The sequence below is a fragment of the Lysobacter sp. Soil_N_51 genome, assembly GCF_057655755.1.
Genome location: NZ_JBDGLR010000010.1, coordinates 1 through 18136, shown reverse-complemented (window position 1 = coordinate 18136; position 18136 = coordinate 1). Strand labels below are relative to the sequence as shown.

General features: G+C 67.5%; 13 protein-coding genes. 4 read left to right on the top strand and 9 right to left on the bottom strand.

All coding sequences use genetic code 11. From position 1 onward, the window contains the following. Positions 1–222 precede the first annotated feature (222 nt). Positions 223–933, top strand: coding sequence for a response regulator transcription factor (locus tag AC3A4T_RS19460; RefSeq protein WP_487676891.1), 711 nt, complete (start codon positions 223–225; stop codon positions 931–933). After that, positions 917–2239 (top strand): sensor histidine kinase, encoded by a 1323-nt coding sequence (locus tag AC3A4T_RS19455; protein ID WP_487676890.1) that lies wholly within the window; start codon positions 917–919, stop codon positions 2237–2239. Before AC3A4T_RS19460 ends, AC3A4T_RS19455 begins: the two co-directional genes overlap by 17 nt. Before the next feature lie 180 nt (positions 2240–2419). Here the strand turns inward: AC3A4T_RS19455 and AC3A4T_RS19450 are convergent, their stop codons facing one another. The 5 genes from AC3A4T_RS19450 to AC3A4T_RS19430 form a co-directional block, all read right to left on the bottom strand. Further along, the gene (locus tag AC3A4T_RS19450; RefSeq protein WP_487676889.1) at positions 2420–3316 is read right to left on the bottom strand and encodes an EcsC family protein; all 897 of its coding nucleotides are present in this window, start codon (positions 3314–3316) and stop codon (positions 2420–2422) included. Between the two features lie 148 nt (positions 3317–3464). Beyond that, positions 3465–4421 carry an ADP-ribosylglycohydrolase family protein gene (locus tag AC3A4T_RS19445; protein ID WP_487676888.1) on the bottom strand — a complete coding sequence of 319 codons (957 nt, stop codon included), beginning with the start codon at positions 4419–4421 and terminating at the stop codon, positions 3465–3467. 64 nt (positions 4422–4485) lie between these two features. Next, the gene (locus AC3A4T_RS19440; RefSeq protein WP_487676887.1) at positions 4486–4887 is read right to left on the bottom strand and encodes a DUF3037 domain-containing protein; all 402 of its coding nucleotides are present in this window, start codon (positions 4885–4887) and stop codon (positions 4486–4488) included. After that, positions 4865–5641: a HipA family kinase gene (locus AC3A4T_RS19435; protein ID WP_487677098.1), complete on the bottom strand. Its 777-nt coding sequence runs from the start codon at positions 5639–5641 to the stop codon at positions 4865–4867. Before AC3A4T_RS19435 ends, AC3A4T_RS19440 begins: the two co-directional genes overlap by 23 nt. A 151-nt stretch (positions 5642–5792) precedes the next feature. Beyond that, complete coding sequence (locus AC3A4T_RS19430; RefSeq protein ID WP_487676886.1) at positions 5793–6485, bottom strand: FMN-dependent NADH-azoreductase; 693 nt, start codon at positions 6483–6485, stop codon at positions 5793–5795. Between the two features lie 136 nt (positions 6486–6621). Here AC3A4T_RS19430 and gcvA point away from each other — a divergent pair, with 136 nt between their 5' ends. After that, positions 6622–7518, top strand: coding sequence for a transcriptional regulator GcvA (gene gcvA / locus AC3A4T_RS19425; protein ID WP_487676885.1), 897 nt, complete (start codon positions 6622–6624; stop codon positions 7516–7518). Positions 7519–7715: 197 nt separating this feature from the next. Here gcvA and AC3A4T_RS19420 read toward each other — a convergent pair whose 3' ends face one another. Further along, complete coding sequence (locus AC3A4T_RS19420; RefSeq protein ID WP_487676884.1) at positions 7716–8180, bottom strand: tautomerase family protein; 465 nt, start codon at positions 8178–8180, stop codon at positions 7716–7718. A gap of 77 nt (positions 8181–8257) precedes the next feature. Between AC3A4T_RS19420 and AC3A4T_RS19415 the strand changes: the two genes are divergently transcribed. Continuing rightward, positions 8258–9121: a LysR family transcriptional regulator gene (locus AC3A4T_RS19415; RefSeq protein ID WP_487676883.1), complete on the top strand. Its 864-nt coding sequence runs from the start codon at positions 8258–8260 to the stop codon at positions 9119–9121. A 469-nt stretch (positions 9122–9590) separates the two neighbouring features. On the opposite strand, the gene AC3A4T_RS19410 is transcribed toward AC3A4T_RS19415, so the two are convergent. The 3 genes from AC3A4T_RS19410 to AC3A4T_RS19400 all read right to left on the bottom strand — a co-directional run. Then, positions 9591–9806 (bottom strand): transcriptional regulator, encoded by a 216-nt coding sequence (locus AC3A4T_RS19410; RefSeq protein WP_036110112.1) that lies wholly within the window; start codon positions 9804–9806, stop codon positions 9591–9593. Positions 9807–10064: 258 nt separating this feature from the next. Further along, positions 10065–13808, bottom strand: coding sequence for a TonB-dependent receptor (locus AC3A4T_RS19405; protein ID WP_487676882.1), 3744 nt, complete (start codon positions 13806–13808; stop codon positions 10065–10067). A gap of 11 nt (positions 13809–13819) precedes the next feature. After that, on the bottom strand, positions 13820–18136 hold a 4317-nt coding region (locus AC3A4T_RS19400; protein WP_487676881.1), incomplete at its 5' end, for a DUF7507 domain-containing protein.

Here is an 18136-nt window from a genome sequence, read left to right as displayed (position 1 = left end):
TGGCTGAATCCCCGCCAGATTCCGACAAGGTTCCGACGCTTGCGGCCGCAAGCTGGCGGTTTGGTTCGACGCCGCCGTCGGCGCCGACCCTCGCCGGCCCCGATCCAGACTGCTCCGACCCGGACTGTTCCGACCCGGACTGTTCCGATGCGGGAACCCCAGCGGCCCCGCGGATGGGGCACTATCGCAATCGCCGCTCCCGCGGCATGGAGAACCCGGCGCATGCGCCTGTTGGTGGTGGAAGACAACCGCAACCTGGTCGCCAACCTCTTCGATTATTTCGAAGCGCGCGGCTACACCCTCGACGCCGCGCCCGACGGCCCGACCGGCCTGCACCTGGCGGTGACCCAGCGTTACGACGCGATCGTGCTGGACTGGATGCTGCCGCGCCTGGACGGGCGCGAAGTGCTGCGCAGCCTGCGCGAGGAGGCCGGCTCGGACGTACCGGTGCTGATGCTGACCGCGCGCGACGAACTGCCCGACAAGATCGCCGGCTTCCGCGCCGGCGCCGACGACTACCTGACCAAGCCCTTCGCCCTGCCCGAACTGGAAGTGCGGCTGGAAGCGCTGGCCGCGCGCGCCGCCGGCCGCGGCCGCAGCCGGGTACTGCAGGTCGCCGACCTCAAGCTCGACCTGACCACGCTGGAAGTCAGTCGCGGCGGTCGCGCCCTGCACCTGTACCCGGCCTGCCGCAAGCTGCTGGAGGTGCTGCTGCAGTCCAGCCCCGGCGCGGTCACCCGCGAGCGCCTGGAACACGCCTTATGGGGCGACAGCCCGCCTGACGGCGACATGCTGCGTTCGCATATCTACGAATTGCGCCGCGCGGTCGACGGCCCCTATCCGGTCAAACTGATCCAGACCTTGCCGCGCGTGGGCTACCGGCTCGCGATCCCGCCGGCCGCGGACGCCGCGAGCGATGACAGCGTCGGCTGATTCCAGTTCCAACGGCGCGGCGACCGCCACGCCGAGCGCGCGCAGCCCGCGCTCGAGCCTGCGCAATCGCATTCTGCTGGGGTTGTTCGGCTATACCGCGCTGCTGTCGATCGCGGTGGTCGTGCAGGGCGTGATCGTCAACGAACACGCCGAGCATCTGGTGTGGACCTCGTTGATGGACACCGAGCTCGATCATTTCGTCGAGCGCAGCCGCCTGGATCCGGATTACCGCTGGACCGACACCCCGGCGCTGCACCTGTACGACGACGCCACCCGCCCGCCGCCGGCCGAGCTGCGTTCGCTGGAGCCGGGCGTCCACGACGAGATCGTGGTCCACGGCACCGAGTATGTCGCGCTGGTGCGCGACGTCGACGGCCGCCGGCTGACCCTGGCGCTCGACATCGACGACATGGAGCATCGCGAGTTCGACCTCGCCCTGACCATCGCCGGCTCGGCGATCACCACCTTGCTGCTGCTGTGCGCGGTGATCGCCTGGGGCGTGCACCGGCTGGTGCGACCGCTGAGCAACATGGCCCGGCGCATCGGCAACTTGCAGCCCGACCGCGCCGGCCAACGCATCGACGTGCCCGAATCGGCGAGTTCGGAACTGGTCGTGATCGCCGACGCGGTCAACGATTACGTCGAGCGCCACGATCGTTTCGTCGCGCGCGAACGCGCCTTCATCGACAGCGCCAGCCACGAACTGCGCACGCCGATCGCGGTGATCGCCGGCTCGACCGAAATCGCGCTCGACCAGCCCGACCTGTCGCCGGCCACGCGCAATCAGCTCGGCCGCATCCACCGCACCGCGCGCGATGTCGAGCAACTGATTTCGCTGCTGTTGGTGCTGGCCAAGGACCCCAAGCGCCTGACCGCGAGCAGCGACCGGTTTTCGCTGGATCAGCTGCTCCCGGAGATCATTGAGGATCACCGCCACCTGACCCGCGACAAGGACCTGACGATGGTGCTGGCGCCGATGGCGCCGTGCGAGATCGTCGCGCCGCTGCCGATCGTGCAGGCCGCGATCGGCAATCTGCTGCGCAATGCGATCGAGAACAGCGACCGCGGCGAGATCACCGTTCGGTTGGAAGCCGACGCCACCGTGGTGATCGAAGACCCGGGCCACGGCATGACCCCGGAGGAAATCAGCGAGATCTACACCCGGGTCGCGCGCGGTGGCCGCGAAGGCGGCGGCATCGGCCTGGACCTGATCTCGCGGCTGTGCGAACACCTGGGCTGGAATCTTCGCTTCGACAAGGCCGAGCGCGGCACGCGGACGACCTTAGTGCTGCGCGGCAGTCAGTAAGGCGTCGGGTTCGGAGTAATCCGGGAAGTGGCGTGGGACTGATGCCGCTGTCACACGCGCCGCATCGCATCGCCTGATGCCGACGCGAAGGTCGGACGTCTTGCGCGCAATCCCGGCGAATCCCCAACCCTCATTGCGAGAGAGACTCCAGCGCCGACGCCGCGCGTGAGGATCGGCGCGTCAATCGCCGCCGTGCTGCAACGCCGGCAACGCGCCCTCGCCCGCCTTGACCTGGCGGTACGCCCGCTCCACCGCATCCGCGCCGTACTTGCGTTCCAGCCGCTTGACGATGAAATGCCCGCGCGCCATGTCCTGATAGTGATTGGTGAACAGCACATTCATCGTCGCCGCGGTCGCCGCGCCGATCACCGGCACCAGTTGCGCGGCGGTCTTCTCGGTGATGATCACGCCGAAGCGCGTGGCCACCGCGTCGATCAGCTTGGCCATCCACGCCGCGCCCTGCTTCTTGGCATAGGCATGGGTGACCTGTTCCGCGCCGCGATGCCCGGCCAGATGCACCAGCTCGCGGGTGGCGTTCTTGGTCAGTTCCGACAACACGCCGCGCGAGGCGTAATACCCCGACTCCGACGCATCGTCGTCCTTGCTGTTGCCGCCGAACGCGAACACCTCCACGCAGGCCGCCTGCACCCACGGCTCGGACACCGAGAAGCCTTCGCTGCGGGCGATATCGGCGACCGAACGCATCATGATCACGGTGGTGACCGGCAGCTCCAGGGTCAATCCGAGCGCGCCGAACATCCCGCCGGCCACGCCCGACGCCGCCGCCGCGAGTTTGTGGGTCTTGGTCGACGAGCCCTTGTTCGGCACGTCCTTGACCGTCCACAACGCCGCCGATGCGGCCTTGTGCAAGGCCGCGTGGACGGTCTTCTGGATGCCGCGATGGGCGAACTTCGGCAGCTTGGACATGCCGAACTCGATCGGCGCCCCGGCCAGCGCGGCCATGCGCGCGGTCAGCGACGGGGTTTCCAGCAACGCGACCGCGCGCTTGAGGTCGGACGCGTCGCGCGCATCGTCGAAGAGGTTCGGTCCCTGCTCGCTCATATCCATCTGGGTCATATCGCTTCGCTCGCTCCTGCCGCACGATGCCGCGGCCGGACGGCCTGGGCCTGTGAAACATAGGGACGATGCCCGAGTACGGCAAGGTCGACGTCGGCGTCCGCTCGATGGTCGTCAAGGCGAAACGTGGTTGGCTGGTGGCCGCGGTTTATTCGTGACCCGCTTTCGCCAGCAGTCGATCCAGCAATGGCCGGTACAACGCACTTCCGCGCAATCCGGTGCGCCAGCGTTCGGGTATCGCGCCGATCCCCTCGCGCAGTCCGGCTATCCCACCGGCGATGCAGGCCGTCGTATCGGTATCGCGACCCAGCCCGATGGCGGCCCGCACCACTTGCTCGTACGTCGGCAGCGACGACGCCCACAGCGCCGAACGCAAGCTGTCGACCACATAGCCCGAACCGTGGCCGATGGCCTGCTCGTCCGGCCGCAACGACCACTCCAACTCTTCCAGCGCCTGCGCGTTATCGACCCACAACGCGCGCAGGGTCGTCACCGCATCGCGCCACGGATCGTCCACTGACTGCAATATCCGCCGAGCCCACAGGCAATACAGCGCGCAGCACACTTGCGAGCGCACATGCCCGTGAGTGACCCGCGACTGCAGTTGCGCATCACCTACCAGCTCGGCATCGCTACCCCGGTGCCACAGCGCCAGAGGCAGCGAGCGCATCAGCGCGCCATTGCCGTGGCTGCTGTGCTCGCCATCGCGGTGCCCGGCGGCCAACGGCGACGCGCCGTCGCGCAGCGCGAGCAAAGCGCGACCGGTCGCTACGCCGACATCGAACACCACGCCGTCCACGGCCAGATGCCCGTCGTCGTACCAGCGCACCAGGCGGCGCCCCAAGTCGTCGATATCCAGACGATCGCATTCGAGCAGGGATTCAAGCAGACACAGCGCTTGCGCGCCGTCGTCCGACCACGTGCCCGGCTGGATCGGCTTGTGCGAGCGATCGAATCCCGGCGGCGGCGTGTACTCGATATCGTCGGCGGATGGAATCTCGTGCGGCGGATGGAATTCGTAGGGCACGCCCAGCGCATCGCCCACCAGCAGGCCGACCAGCCCTCCAGCGATGCGATCGCGTCTATCGAGTCGTTTCGATTCCATCAGCGGCGCCCCTGTTCCGAGTCGGTGCGAGTTCGATGCACCGACGCTTCGCTCATTCGAAACTTCAATCGCGCGGCGCGGCCACCCGCACCATCCGCTGCAACAAATGCTCGACGATCGCATCGGCCTGCAGGCAGCGGCCGGTGTGCACCGGCGAGAGCTGGATGATCGAGCTGCGCTTGGCGGTCAGCCAATGGAAACGCGCGCGCGGCGGCAACTGGCCGATCGGGCCGGAATCGGCGCCGCCTTCGCAGATCTTCGCGATCGCCTGCAAATGCAGGCGCACCGCGTCGATATCGACGTTGGGATCGAGCGCGAGCAGCCGCCGTGGATCGAGTTCGATACCGGCGACCAGCAACTTGGCCTGCGGGCACGAGACCAGCACGCCGACGTTGACGAATTCCTCGCGCTCGACCCGCGGCACCACGCGGATCACCGCGTAGTCATAGCTGGAGCGAACGAGCATGCAGCGCCTCCTCGACGAAAGCGCGCGGCGCGAGCACGCGGCGGTTGAGGTAGTCGGCATAGGCGCGGCGGTGGGCGTCCGCGTCGCCGAAGCCGGGTTCGTCGATCAGCCAGCTGTCGGGAATCAGTTCGACGATGGCTTGCACCAGTTCGGGGGTGATCTGCGCGGCCAGCGCTTCGTCGACCTGCGCGAGTCGGTCGGCCAGCGGCAGCAGTACGTGGTCCTTGATCGGCGCAAAACGGCTCGCCGCGGCATCGGCCGCGCCGGCCCAGTTGTGATGGAAGTACAGCGCCGCGCCGTGATCGATCAGGGTCAGGCGACGGTGCCACAGCAGCATGTTGGTGTTGCGCGCGGTGCGGTCGACGTTGGTCACGAACGCATCGAACCAGACGATGCGCGAGGCCAGTTCCCCGTTCGGCCGATCGACCAGCGGGTCGTAGTTGACCGAGCCGGGCAAGTAATCGAGGGCGAGATTGAGGCCCGCGCTTTCGCGGATCAGGTGCTGGATTTCCGGATCGGGTTCGGTCCGCGCCATGTCGGGGTCGAGCTCGATCAGCACGATTTCGGGCACCGGCAGGCCGAGCCGGCGTGCGAGTTCGCCGCCGATGATCTCGGCGATCAGCGCCTTGCGGCCCTGGCCGGCGCCGCGGAATTTCATCACGTACAAACCGTCGTCGTCGGCCTCGACCACGGCCGGCAACGAGCCGCCCTCGCGCAGCGGGGTGACGTAACGGGTGGCGCACACGGTTCTCAGCACGGCGGGGTCATCGGTCGGTTCTCGCGCGACGGCGATCGCGGCGGGCGACGCGATCCGGTCGCCCACCTTAGGTCCGGGCGGTGAAAAGTCCAAGCCCGGGCCGTGCCGGACCTTGCCGATCACGCGTGCGCGGATCGCTTGCGATTCGTCACGCGGCGGCTCGGGTCGCGCGTTCGTGCGAAAGCCGCTGCACCAAGGCGTCCACCTGCGCTTCGGCGCGCTCGATCGAGGCGCGCAGATCGTCGCCGCCGAATTCGTCGTACTCCACCGCCGCGCCGTGACTGTCGGTGATGCCGAGGTAGCGCATCGGCGTCAGCACCGCTGGTTCGACGTGGTTGATATGGGCCAGGCGTTCGCCGGCGCCGTAGCCGTAGTCGCCACGCGAACTGAGCAGCACCAGGGTCTTGCCGGCGTCATCGAGCATCGGCCAGTACGGCTCGCCTTCGCGCTGACGGTCGAAGCCGAAGGTGCGGCCGACCCGCACCACGTTGTCGATCCAGGCCTTGAACGGCGCGGGTACGCCGAAGTTGTACATCGGCACGCCGGCGACGACCAGGTCGGCGGCCAGCAACTCGTCGATCAGGGCGTCGCTTTCGGCCAACACCTGGGTCATCCACGGCTCGCGCCGGGCCGCCGGGGTGAATGCGGCGTGGATCCAGCGGTCGCTGACCGGGGTCGGCGGCGCGAGGCCGACGTCGCGCACGACGATCTCGTCGGCGGGGTTGAGTTCGCGCCAGCCGCGCACGAAGCGCTGGCTCAGGCGGCGGCTGTGCGAGCCGTGGGGGTGGCTGTCCGAGCCGTGCAGGCGGGCGCTGGCGTCGATGTGCAGAAGGCGGGTCATGGCGGAGTCCGGGTTGCTGATGGATGAGCAGTGATTGCCGTGAAGCGGGCAATCGGCGGTATAAGCGCATGTTGAATCTGCCGATACGGCCGTACAAACTCCGATTTCTCAGCCAACGCATGAGTGAATTTCATCCATGAACGGACGCCGCCTGCCCCCGCTGGGCACCCTGCGCGCCTTCGAGGCCGCGGCCCGGCTGCGCAGCTTCAAGCGCGCCGCCGAGGAGTTGTCGGTCACCCCGACCGCGATCAGTCACCAGATCCGCGCGCTGGAAGCGCAGCTTGGCCTGCGCCTGTTCGAGCGCGAGACCCGGCGGGTGCGGCCGACCGCCGAGGCCGAGCGGCTGTACCCGGTGCTGCGCGACGGCTTCGACGCCTTCGCCCAGGCGATCGCCGAACTGACCGCGCGGCCGCGGCGGCAGGCGCTGACGATCTCGGCGACCTTGTCGTTCACGGCGAAATGGCTGGTACCGCGGGTGGCCTCGTTCCACGCCGCGTATCCGGACCTGGACCTGCGCCTGCATGCCTCCGACGATCCGGTCGATCTGCACGGGGGCGTCGCCGACGCGGCGATCCGCTACGGCCGCGGGCCATATCCGGGCCTGGTCGCCGAAGCGCTGATCGACAACCGCTTCGCGCCGGTGTGCAGCCCGCGCCTGGACCTGCGCGGCCCCGACGATCTGCGCCGGCACAGCCTGCTGCATTCGGAATGGCGGCACCCGACCCAGGATTCGCCGACCTGGCGCGGCTGGTGCGCGCAGGCCGGGCTGGACGGGCTCGATGTCGACGCCGGCCTGCGCTTCACCGACGAAAGCCACGCGATCCAGTCGGCGATCGCCGGCCACGGCGTGGCCCTGCTGAGCCTGACCCTGGTCGCCGACGACCTCGCCGCGGGCACGCTGGTGCAGCCGTTCGGGCCGGCGCTGCAGGGCCATCCGCACTGGTTCGTGCATGCCGATGCAAATCCCAGTCCGCAGGTGCGGGCCTTGCGCGATTGGTTGCGGGCGCAGGTGGCGCTGGGGGATTCGGTTTGACGCGCAGCGATTCGCCGAACTTGCGAGCGAATAGCCGCGGACATGTTCGATCTCCCGAGGTCTCTGTGGAATAGGCGTCCGCCCCGATGCTGTTCGATCCGACGCGGCGATCCGAGACAAAAGCGTCGGGGCTGAAGCCCCTCCCACAGAGACCTCGGCGACCACGCCGGTCGCGTCGATCGAGCAGATCGGTTCGATCAATCTTTCGTACTCAACTGGGCGAGCTGATACCGCCGCTCCTGAGTCAACCCGCCATAGCCATAAGCCGCCGCACGCGCGTCGATCACATGGATGTAGGAGGTCTCATGCACCTCGCCGATCAGCGCCGATAGCTGCGCATGCACCTGTTGCAGATAACGCGCTTTCTCGCCCTTGGTGTTGGTCTCGTCGGTGATGCTGATGTCGAGATGAAACGCGTCGCGGCCCCAATCAGTCAGCGAGCGCCCATCGATAAACCAGTGCGCGCGGTCGACGTAATGGATTGCGATCGCGATCAACTCGCGCGGTTTGCCCAGCACCTCGACGGTGAGGTCGGCGATCAAGGCCGCGGTGCGACGGCTGAGGTCGGGGTTCGGCGATCCGGACAGTTGCAGATTCAGGTGCGGCATGGCGGCGGGCTCTGAGGCGGGCCGGCATGACTCGGCCCCGGGATGCAGGTTCACATTAGGCTTGCCACAGCCATCGGAATAGCGGGAAGATCTGATCCCATCCATCGGCCTGGCCGATAGCAGGAACGCCCATGCGCAGCCTCGATCTGGAACAGCTCCGTGCCCTGGTCGCGGTCGCCGACGCCGGCAGCATTTCCGGCGGCGCCGGCCGGGTGTTCCGCTCGCAGTCGGCGATCAGCGAACAGATCCAGAAGCTCGAACTGGCGGCCGGCGCACCGCTGCTGCTGCGTTCGCGCAACGGGGTCGTGCCGACGCCGGCCGGCGAGCGCCTGCTCGGGCATGCGCGGCAGATGCTCGCGCTCGGCGAACTGGCGCTGCACGACGTGCGCCGCGAGCTGCATCGCACCCAGGTGCGGCTGGCGATCAGCGATTACTTCCGGCCCGACGAGATCGCCGCCCTGCTCGGCCATCTCGCCCGCCACTGCCCGCAACTGCAGTTGCAGGTGACGATGGGCCAGAGCGCGGCGTTGGCGCGCACGCACGCCGAGGGCGGTTTCGATCTGGCCCTGACCATGGACCTGGAAACACCCGCGCAAAGCCGCCAACGCGGCCGCAGCGACGTGCTGCGGCGCGAACCGTTGGCGTGGGTGGCCGCGCCCGGCCTGGATTTGCGCGGCGAATCCGAACTGCCGCTGATACTGTTGCCGGCCAGTTGCAGCCTGCACCAGACCGCGGTGCGGCGTTTGCAGCAGCAGCGGGTCGGGCACCGCATCGCGCACATCGGCAGCGGCGTCGCCGGCGTGCAGGCGGCGCTGCGCGCCGGGCTGGGCCTGGGCTGCCTGAATACTTCGGCGATCGCGCCGGGATTGGCGATCGCGCGCTCCACGCGCTTGCCCAGCTTGCCGAGCTGTCGCTTCGTGCTGTTGCCGCCGCCCGCCGACGCGGCGCCGGGATTGCGCGAGGCGGATGCGGTATTGCGGGCATTTTTTCGCTGACCGCGATCGCGTTGTCGCCAAGCAGCGCTGGCGGGCAAGCTTGCGTTTGAGGCTTGTGCTTGGGCATGTGATCGAGGCTCGCGCCCGAGTGCGCGCGGCGTTCGCACGCGCTGGCCTTTCGAACCCAGCTCATCGGCCGGACGCGGGTGCCGGCGTGGGCGAAGTCTTGCCGGCGTCGCGAACCGATTACGCGGAAACGGTTCGTCCTGAGCGCCTCATCGAAGCCGATCCGTGGGCATGGCTCCGCGGAGTTGCCGCCGCAACCGGATTAGCCGCGCCGACTCGCGAGAGCCGACTTGCGGCACGGTCGCGCCGCGCCTTGTACTGGGTGGTAAACCATCGCCGGCCCGATTGCGATGAACGAGCCTGATTCGATGGGGTAACGGATTGGGCCGAAAGCTGTCATGCAATGTCGCCGCATCTTCCGGTATGCGGCGGGGCCATAGTCACATCATGCGGGTCATGCAGGTCACAACAGCATCAGTTCGGAACGCTCCTTGGTGCTGTTGTCGACGAAGAACATCTTCTTGCCCTTGTCTGCACGATCCTCGACCACCTGGTACAGGCGCAGCGCCTGACGGATGGCCGCGGTCTTGCTGACACCCTTGCGCACACACAGCTCTTCGAGAAACTGCATCTCGCTGCCGGCCAGATTAAGGGTCATACGGCGCCGGGTCTCTTTCATTGGTACACCTCATTGTTTAGCTGAATTGGCCAGAAGTCGTGCCTTGCTTGGCACGACCGAAGGTATCGACTTGTCGCTCCTGTTCTCTTGCTTGCCTTCCTTGCGGGTACCGCACTTGCCATGCGCATATGTTCGCCGTGTCACCGGAAAACCCATCCGCATCGTGGGCGCAAAGGCCCACACGTCCACGGCCGGGGAGCGGCCGCTTCCGGAAATCGGCATCGCCGCGAGCCAGCGAGGCTGGACCGCGCCGATGCATCAGTAACTGCCGACCATGTTGAGGAACCAGCCACGATGGTCGTAATCGAAATTGGTGAGGTCGTCGCTGAACTCGGTGAAGTTGTAGCCCACGCCGACGCGGAAGTTCTTGCCGATGTCGCGATCGATGCCGATCAGCGCGCCCTGCTTGCGGCCGCCGTCCTTGACGTCGAGCCATCGGTATTCGGCCAGGCCGTGCCAGACTTCCTTGAACTCGTAACGCGTCTGCACCGCGGCGAAGGTGGTCGCTGAATCGACCCACTCGCCCTTCAGCCGGCCGAAGCGCACCTCGCCGACCCGCCGCGCCAGCTTGCCGGCGAACTCCCAGCGATGGTTCGGGTGATAGATGCCTTCGAACGCGAGCACCTGGCTGCGCTGATCGTAATCGGCGATGTTGGGACCGACCTGCTCCAGCGCCGACACGTCGTACAGGAAGGTGTACTTTCCCAGCAGCGCCCAGCGCGTGTTGTTGTAGGGGCGCCATGAGAAGCCGACATTGCTTTCGACGAACTTGGCGCCGGCGTCGCGGTTGATCTGGTCGCGAGTCTGCGAATAGTTCAGCCGGCCGGCGACGCGGAAGCTGTCGTTGAGCTTGTGCAGGAAGCGATTGCTCGAGGTCCACTGCTCGCGCCGCTCCGCGCCGCTGTCGCGCCGCCATTCGAGCTTGCTTGACCATTGGGTGTCGACCGAATTGCGGCCGCCGCTGAGGCTGACCGCGCGGCGGTTGACCTGACCCAGTTCGGCGGCGCGATCGAGCGTCGCCTGCTGCAGGGTGAAGCCCAGGTTCCAGCCTTCGCCCGGATAGAAATCCATGCCGTAGGTGTGGGCCAGGCCGGATTCGTTCGGCGCCTTGATGAACTGGCTTTCGTTGAACAGGTTGACCTGGTTCGACAGGCGCCAGCGTTGACCCAGGGTCCAGCCGCTGTTGAGGCGGTCGTTGAACAGCGGATCGTGCTCGGTGGTGTCGGTCGAATAGGTGTAGCTGCCGTACAGGCTGTGATCGGGCGCGAGCCGGTATTCGGCGTTGACCTTGGCCGCGTCGCCGCGGTCGCCGGTGGTGAGTTCGGCGCCGACGCTGGACAGTTCGCCGAACAGGTATTTGGCGCCGACGCTCAGGGCATCGTTGTCGGCGTAGCGGCCGTCATCGTCGTCGACGGTGACCTGCGCGGTGCCGAACAGCTCCAGCTGGGTGCTGACCTGCTGACGGTACTCGAGCGCGGCCAAGGTGCCGTTGGCATCGCCGCTCAGGCGCTGCTCCTGCACCCGCCGCACTTCGCCGCTGACGGTGATGTCGTCGTTGAGACGCCATTCGCCGGTGAGCTGGGCCTGGGTCAGCGATTCCTTGCCGCGTTCGGCCACGCTGTAGCGGCCGAACAGGCGCAGCGCCGGGGTCAGTTCGCCGTTGAACTCGAAGCCGCGCTCTTCGATCGGCTCGCCGATGTCGTAACGCGAAATCGAATAGCCGGCGTCGACCTTGCGCCACCACGAGCCCAGCGTCCAGTCGTTTTCGGTCCAGCCCAGTTCGCGCAGATTGGCCCGCGCCTCGACCGAGCGCGCCTTGCCCTCGCGGTCATTCAGGCCGGAATTGAGTTCGGTGAAGCTCAGGCCGCCGTTGTCGGAGAAGAACACCGGCGCGCTGGTTGCCTGGGTTTGAGTTTGTTCGAGCTTGAGGTAGGTGCCGCGGCCGGCCTGCAGGGTGAGGTCGGCGCCCTTGAGGCTGTAGTCCTCGCCCGAGCGTTTTTCGTCGATGTAGGTGCCGCCCACCGCGACGTGATCGCCGAACCAGTGCTTGCCGCGGAAACCGGTCGCCATGTCGTCGGCATCGAAACCGGTAGGGACGTATTCGTAATCGACCAGCAGGATCTGCTGGTAGCCGTCGAGCGGCGTGTCGTGGGTCAAGGTACGCAGGCCGTCGCGCGACACTTGCGACAGCGGCTTGTCGAGCAGGATGCGGCCTTGCAACTCGTCGATTTCGTAATCGGCGCCGCGCACCAGATCGACCCGGTTCTCGACCCGGCCGGTGGTGGGATCGCGCACCTCGACGGTGAGCTTCTCCGAGCCCGGCAACACGTCGCCGTGCTTGAGGTAGTACAGGCGCGCACCGGTGCCGAGCAGTTCGGTATGCCCCGGCGCGGTCTGCGCCTGCGAGCCGAACACGCGCAGCTGCGAACCGGCTTCGCCGATCGCGGTGGTGCGACGGCTGCGCCAGTCGAGCGCGCCGCCGTACAGCGAACGGTTGTACTGGGCGTATTCGGTGCCGGTGATGCCGGTGTTGAAGTTGCCCCACAGCGCCTGGTTCTTGTCCCAGTCCACGCGCAGGTACAGGCGTCCCATGGTGTCGACGTCGCGATAGGTCACCGAGTCGTCGCCGTACACCGGGTAATACAGGTCCGGGTCGAGGCGGCGGAACACGTCCTGCGGGTCGGCGTCCCAGAAGCCGTTGAACAGCTCGCTGATCTCGCGTTCCTGGGTGTCGGCCTGGGCGGTGACGAGGTACTTGCCCTTGACCTTGCCCTTCAGATAGAACGCCAGGCGGCCGTCGATCAGGAAGTTGTCGTCATAGCGATCGTCCGGCGTGACCGGCTCGACCGAACCCGAGGCGCTGTTGTCCGACACGGTGACGTCGGCCATCGCGACCGCGAACAGATAGCGGCCGGTGACGTCGACGTCGATCGCGTGCTGCAGGGCCGGCTCATCGTTGCGGCCGGCGACTTCGATATCGAAGCGATGTTGGCCGACCGGCACCAGGTATTCGGCGACCAGCTTGCGTTCCAGATCGACCGGATGCATGCGGCCGTTGATCTTGATCGACATGCCGTCGGGGATGTTGCGTCCCTGCAAGCGCACGCGCGAGCCGTAAATCGGGATGTTCTGCTGGCGCAGGTTGTCCTGGCCGAAGATGCTGTCGATCTGGTTGCGCTGTTCGGCGTCCTGCTCGCTCAGCGAGGCGCCGAACTGGCGCTCGGTGGCATCGCGCAGGATCCGCGCGCCGCGTTCGGCTTCTTCGGGCCGGACCAGCTGGATCCGCCGCGGAAAGGTTTCGTCGAAGCTGCCGTCTTCGCCGTAGGCGCGGACGATGTAGATGAGTTCGTCGTCCGCGCGCAGCTTGAGCTCGGCCGGCATCGCGCCGTCCCATTCGACGTCGCTGACCGCCGCGAGCGGCATCGGCACCGTCGCGATCGGGCTGACCAGATCGGAGTCGCTGGCGCGATAGATCAACACCTCCGCGCGTTTGATGAACGCCGCGTAGTTGTTGTAGGCGTAGAAGCGCACCGGCTTGACGATCCGGCTGCCGTCGAAGGCGACCAGCGACGGCGCCGATACGGTCATTTCCGGCTGGCCGAGGTTGGGATCCTCGGTCGCCCAGATCACGCCGCCACCGGGCAGTTGCATCGACCATTTGCCGACCACGACCGCCTTGCCGGGCGCCGGGTTCTGCTGCCAGGCCGAGTTGCTGTCCTCGGCTTCGATCGTGACCCGGCGGTCGGGTTGCAGCGTCTCCGACGAGGACCGTTCGGTGGTGCCCTGGGTGACCGGCTGACGCTTGCCGCGCGTGCGCAGTTCGAACAGCACGCCCTGGCCGCTGCCGCAGCCGGCGTCGTTGCACTCCACCTCGCCGCTGTCCTGCGCCGTGTCCGGCGCCGGGCCGGGAGGGGTCGCCGGCGGCGCGGTTTGCGCGCCGGCGACCTTGACCAGACCACTGAGGATGCAGATCAGGGTGTAATCGAGCAGTTTCATTTTCATGGCAGGCCCCCTCACTTGCCCGGCTTATCGGCAGGGGCTGCCGGGTCGTTGCTGATGTCGACGCGCAGGTGCTGGCGCAGCTCCGGAGTGGCGTGGGCGACGATTGCCTCGAACACCGCCCGCGTGCGGCGCATGCCGAGCGCGACGTTGTATTCGTCCGAAGCGCGCAGGTCGGTGTGGCCGGTGATGACCACGCGCGTCCCACGCAATTGCTCCAGTGCCGCGGCGACCTTGGCGATCACCGGCAGGTACCTGGGCTTGATCGTCGCCTTGTCGGTATCGAACAGCACCGTGCCCAGCAGCGGCCACTCGGCGAAACCCACCACCATCGTGGCCGGGTCCTGCGGATCGGTGCGGACACTGATCTGCAGGGCCTTGAACAGCTGCGGATCGACCAGGGTCTCCAGCGACTTGCGCACCGCCAGGGCACGGTCCATCGCCAGCGTCTCGTTCTCGCCGTTCGCGGTGATGACGATTTCGCCGCCACCGTACTGCTTGATCTTCGACGCCATGTTCTCGATCGCCGGCAGGTACTGCGGAGTGACCTGCGCGCTGGACGGCGAAAACATCACCTCGCCGATCCGCATCTCGACCTGCTCCTGCCTGCCGGGGATTTCGCCCGGCGGCAGCTTGACGCCGAAGTCGAAGCGCACCGGGATGCCCGGGGTCAGACGCCGCACCAACGGGTTGTCGGTGGTGAACGTCGCGCCCGGCGGCAAGGTGGCCGGATCGACCTTGAGGATGAAGTTGCGGCCGCGTTCCCACGGACCGCCCGCCACGCCCTCGAGGTGATAGCGGCCGAACTGGTCGGTTTCGATCAGCAGGCCTTCCACCGACGCGATGCGCACACCCGGAATGCCGCGTTCGTCGATGCCGTGATTGCTCACGATGTAGTCGACGCGGTAGCCCTCGGCGGTCTGCGCGACCTGGCGTTCGACCTTCGGCTCGGCGGCCGTGAGGTTCTTGGCCGCGTCGCCGCTGAGCTCGGTGCGGGTGTTGCCGGCCGCATCCATGCGCACGGTGATGCCCTGCGCCGTGGTCAGCGCGAAGCCGTCGTCGAACTTGGGCTCGCGCAGCGTCTGGCTGATCACCACGCGATGATCGGCGACCGGATCGGCCTCGGACTGGCGCGCGCTGATCTTGCCCAGGTCGATGCCGTGCAGCATCGGCGAGCTCGCATCGGGCTCGGGCCTGGCGCCGTCGCCGCGATCGACCGTGGTCGAGTTGGCGACGTAGGCGTCGGCCGCGAAGCCCCCCTGCACGCGCACCCGGCTCAGGTCGGCCGAATCCTGCCAGCCGTCGCCGTCGCGATCGTCGAACACGCTACCGACCAGCAGCGACTCGTCGAGCAGCGGATCGGCGATCAGCTGCACTTCGGCGGTCGCCTCGTTCGACCGCACGTCGCCGTCCTCGGCGAAGGCGCGGTTGACGTGGGTACCAGGACGCACGCCGGCGCCGACCCGCAGCAGGTACATCACGGTCGCGCTTTCGCCGGCCTTGATGTCGATCTGGTCGACCTTGATCGGATAGCTGCCCACTTGGCGGCCGCCGCCATCGCGATCGGCCACTTGCACGCTGCCTTCGACCAGGGTGAAGCCGGCCGGCGGCGTGTCGGTCAGGGTCGCGTCGACCGTGTCGACCTGGCCGACGTTCTTGATCGTCAGCGTGTAGCGGACCAGGTCGCCGATCTTCACGTCGCGCGGATTGGCCTGCTTGGTCACGAACAGATCGCTGCTCGCCTCGGGCTCGACCTGGACGATCGCGGCCGCGTTGGCGGTCGCGGTGCCGGTGGCGCCGCCGCCGATGTTGCCGTAGCGCGCGGTCACCTTGACCACGTTGTCCAGCGTGCCGCCGGCGTTGGCCTCCTCGCGGGTGATGGTGTGCGAGTACGCATTGCAGTCCGTGCTCGCACCCGGCGCCAGCGACGTCACGCCGCAGCTCAGCGTGGTGGCCGGATAGTTCTCCAGCACGTCGCTGGTGGCCATGTCGTTGAGGGTGATGTTGCCGGTGTTGCTGATGCGCACCGCATATGTGATCACGTCGCCGGCATTGCCCACGCCCTGCTTGCCTTGGTCCAGGGTCAGGGTCGCGACCTTGACGATGGTCACGGCCGGACGCGCCTCGATCGGCACGGTGACGGTGGGATGGCAGCGCGCTTCGGTCGAACCCGCCGGGCAGACGTTCGGCGTGCTGGTGCTCACCGTCGCGGTGTTCACCACCGAGCCGTTGTCGGCGTCGGCCTGCAGGACTTTGTAGGTACCGGTCAGCACGCAGGTGCCGGTCGGCGCGACGCTGGCGCAAGTGATCGTGTTCGGCGTGATCTTGTCGTCGCTGACGACCACGTCGGTCAGATCGATGTTGCCGGTGTTGGTCGCGGTGACGGTGTAGGTCAGCGTGTCGCCCACGCTCACCCGTCCGTCGCCGTCCTCGTCGGCGTTGCCGGTCATGGCCTTGGCCGAGCTGAGGTTCGGCATCTGGGTCACCGGCACATCGACGCGCGGGTTGCACTTCGGATCGGCCGAACCGCTCGGGCAGACCGGCTGGCCACCCGGCGGCGGCGTGTCGACCACCGTGGCGGCGTTGCGGATCGTGCCCGCGTTGGCATCGGCCGGCGTGACCTGGTAGGTGCCGGTCAGCACGCAGGTCGCACCCGGCACCACGATCGCGCAGGTCGTCGTGTTCGGCGTGATCTTGTCGTCGGTCACCACCACGTTGCCGAGATCGATGTTGCCGATGTTGGTCACGGTGATCGTGTAGCTCAGGGTATCGCCCACCGTCACCGAGCCGCTGCCGTCTTCGTCGGCGTTGCCGCTCATCGCCTTGGTCGAACGCAACTCGCCGTTACGCGGCAGCGGGGTCTGGGTGGATGCCGGGCCCGAGGTCACCGGGGTTCCGCTGGGCGGCGTACCGGTGGCGGTCGCGGTGTTGTCCGAGGTGCCGGCGTTCACTTCCTCCTGGGTGATGGTGTGGGTGCCGGTGCAGGTGGTGCTCGCATTCGGCGCCAGCGTGGTTGCGTTGCAGACCGCCGGCGCGTCCAGCTTGGCGTCGTTCACCACCACGTTGGTCAGGTTCACGTTGCCGGTGTTGGTGATCACGAAGGTGTAGCCGATCGTGTCGCCCGCATCGGTCACGCTGGCGTTGGCGCCCAGGTTCGTGGTCGGCGCGCTCGCGGTCTTGGTGATGGTCAGCGCGGGGTTGACCACGACCGGATGGGTCGTGGTGCAGGACGTGCATTCCGGATCGGGATCACCGCCGCCTGTGCCGACGACGCTGTTGCCGACCGTGCCCGATGCATTGGCATTGATCGTGGTCGTGTAGCTGAGTGCGTAGGTGCCTGGTGCGGTACCGGCCGGCAAGGTGCAGACCACCGGGCCGGTGCCCGTGCAGGCGTATGCGCCCGGCGCGGTGATCGCAGCGAACGTCTGATCGCCGCTGATCGTGTCGGTCAGCGTGTAGACATCCGTCAGCGCCGCGGTGCTGATCGTGGTGGTAACGGTGTAGGTGATCGTCGCACCCGGATTGACGTTCGTGCCCGATGCCGGGTCCGACGCCTTGGTGGTGCTGATCACCGGCAACGCCACGGTGTGGGTCGTGGTGCAGGACGTGCATTCCGGATCCGGGTCACCCCCGCCACTGCCGACGACACTGTTACCGACCGTGCCCGATGCATTGGCATTGATCGTGGTCGTGTAGCTGAGCGCGTAGGTGCCCGGGGCGGTACCGGCCGGCAAGGTGCAGACCACCGGGCCGGCGCCCGTGCAGGTGTATGCGCCCGGCGCGGTGATCGCAGCGAACGTCTGATCGCCGCTGATCGTGTCGGTCATCGTATAGGTCGAGGTCAGCGCCGCGGTGCCCACCGTGGTCGTGACCGTGTAGGTGATCGTGGCGCCCGGATTGACGTTCGTGCCCGATGCCGGGTCGGACGCCTTGGTGGTGCTGATCACGGGCAACGCCACGGTGTGGGTCGTGGTGCAGGACGTGCACTCCGGATCGGGATCACCGCCGCCGCTGCCGACGACGCTATTGCCGACCGTGCCCGATGCATTGGCATTGATCGTGGTCGTGTAGCTGACCGCATAGGTGCCCGGCGCGGTACCGGCCGGCAAGGTGCAGACCACCGGACCGGTGCCCGTGCAGGTGTACGCACCCGGCGCGGTGATCGCAGCGAACGTCTGATCGCCGCTGATCGTGTCGGTCAGGGTGTAGGTCGACGTCAACGCCGCAGTGCCCACCGTGGTGGTGACCGTGTACGTGATCGTCGCACCCGGATTGACCGTGGTGCCGGTCGCCGGATCCGACGATTTGCTGCTGCTGATCACCGGCGCGGC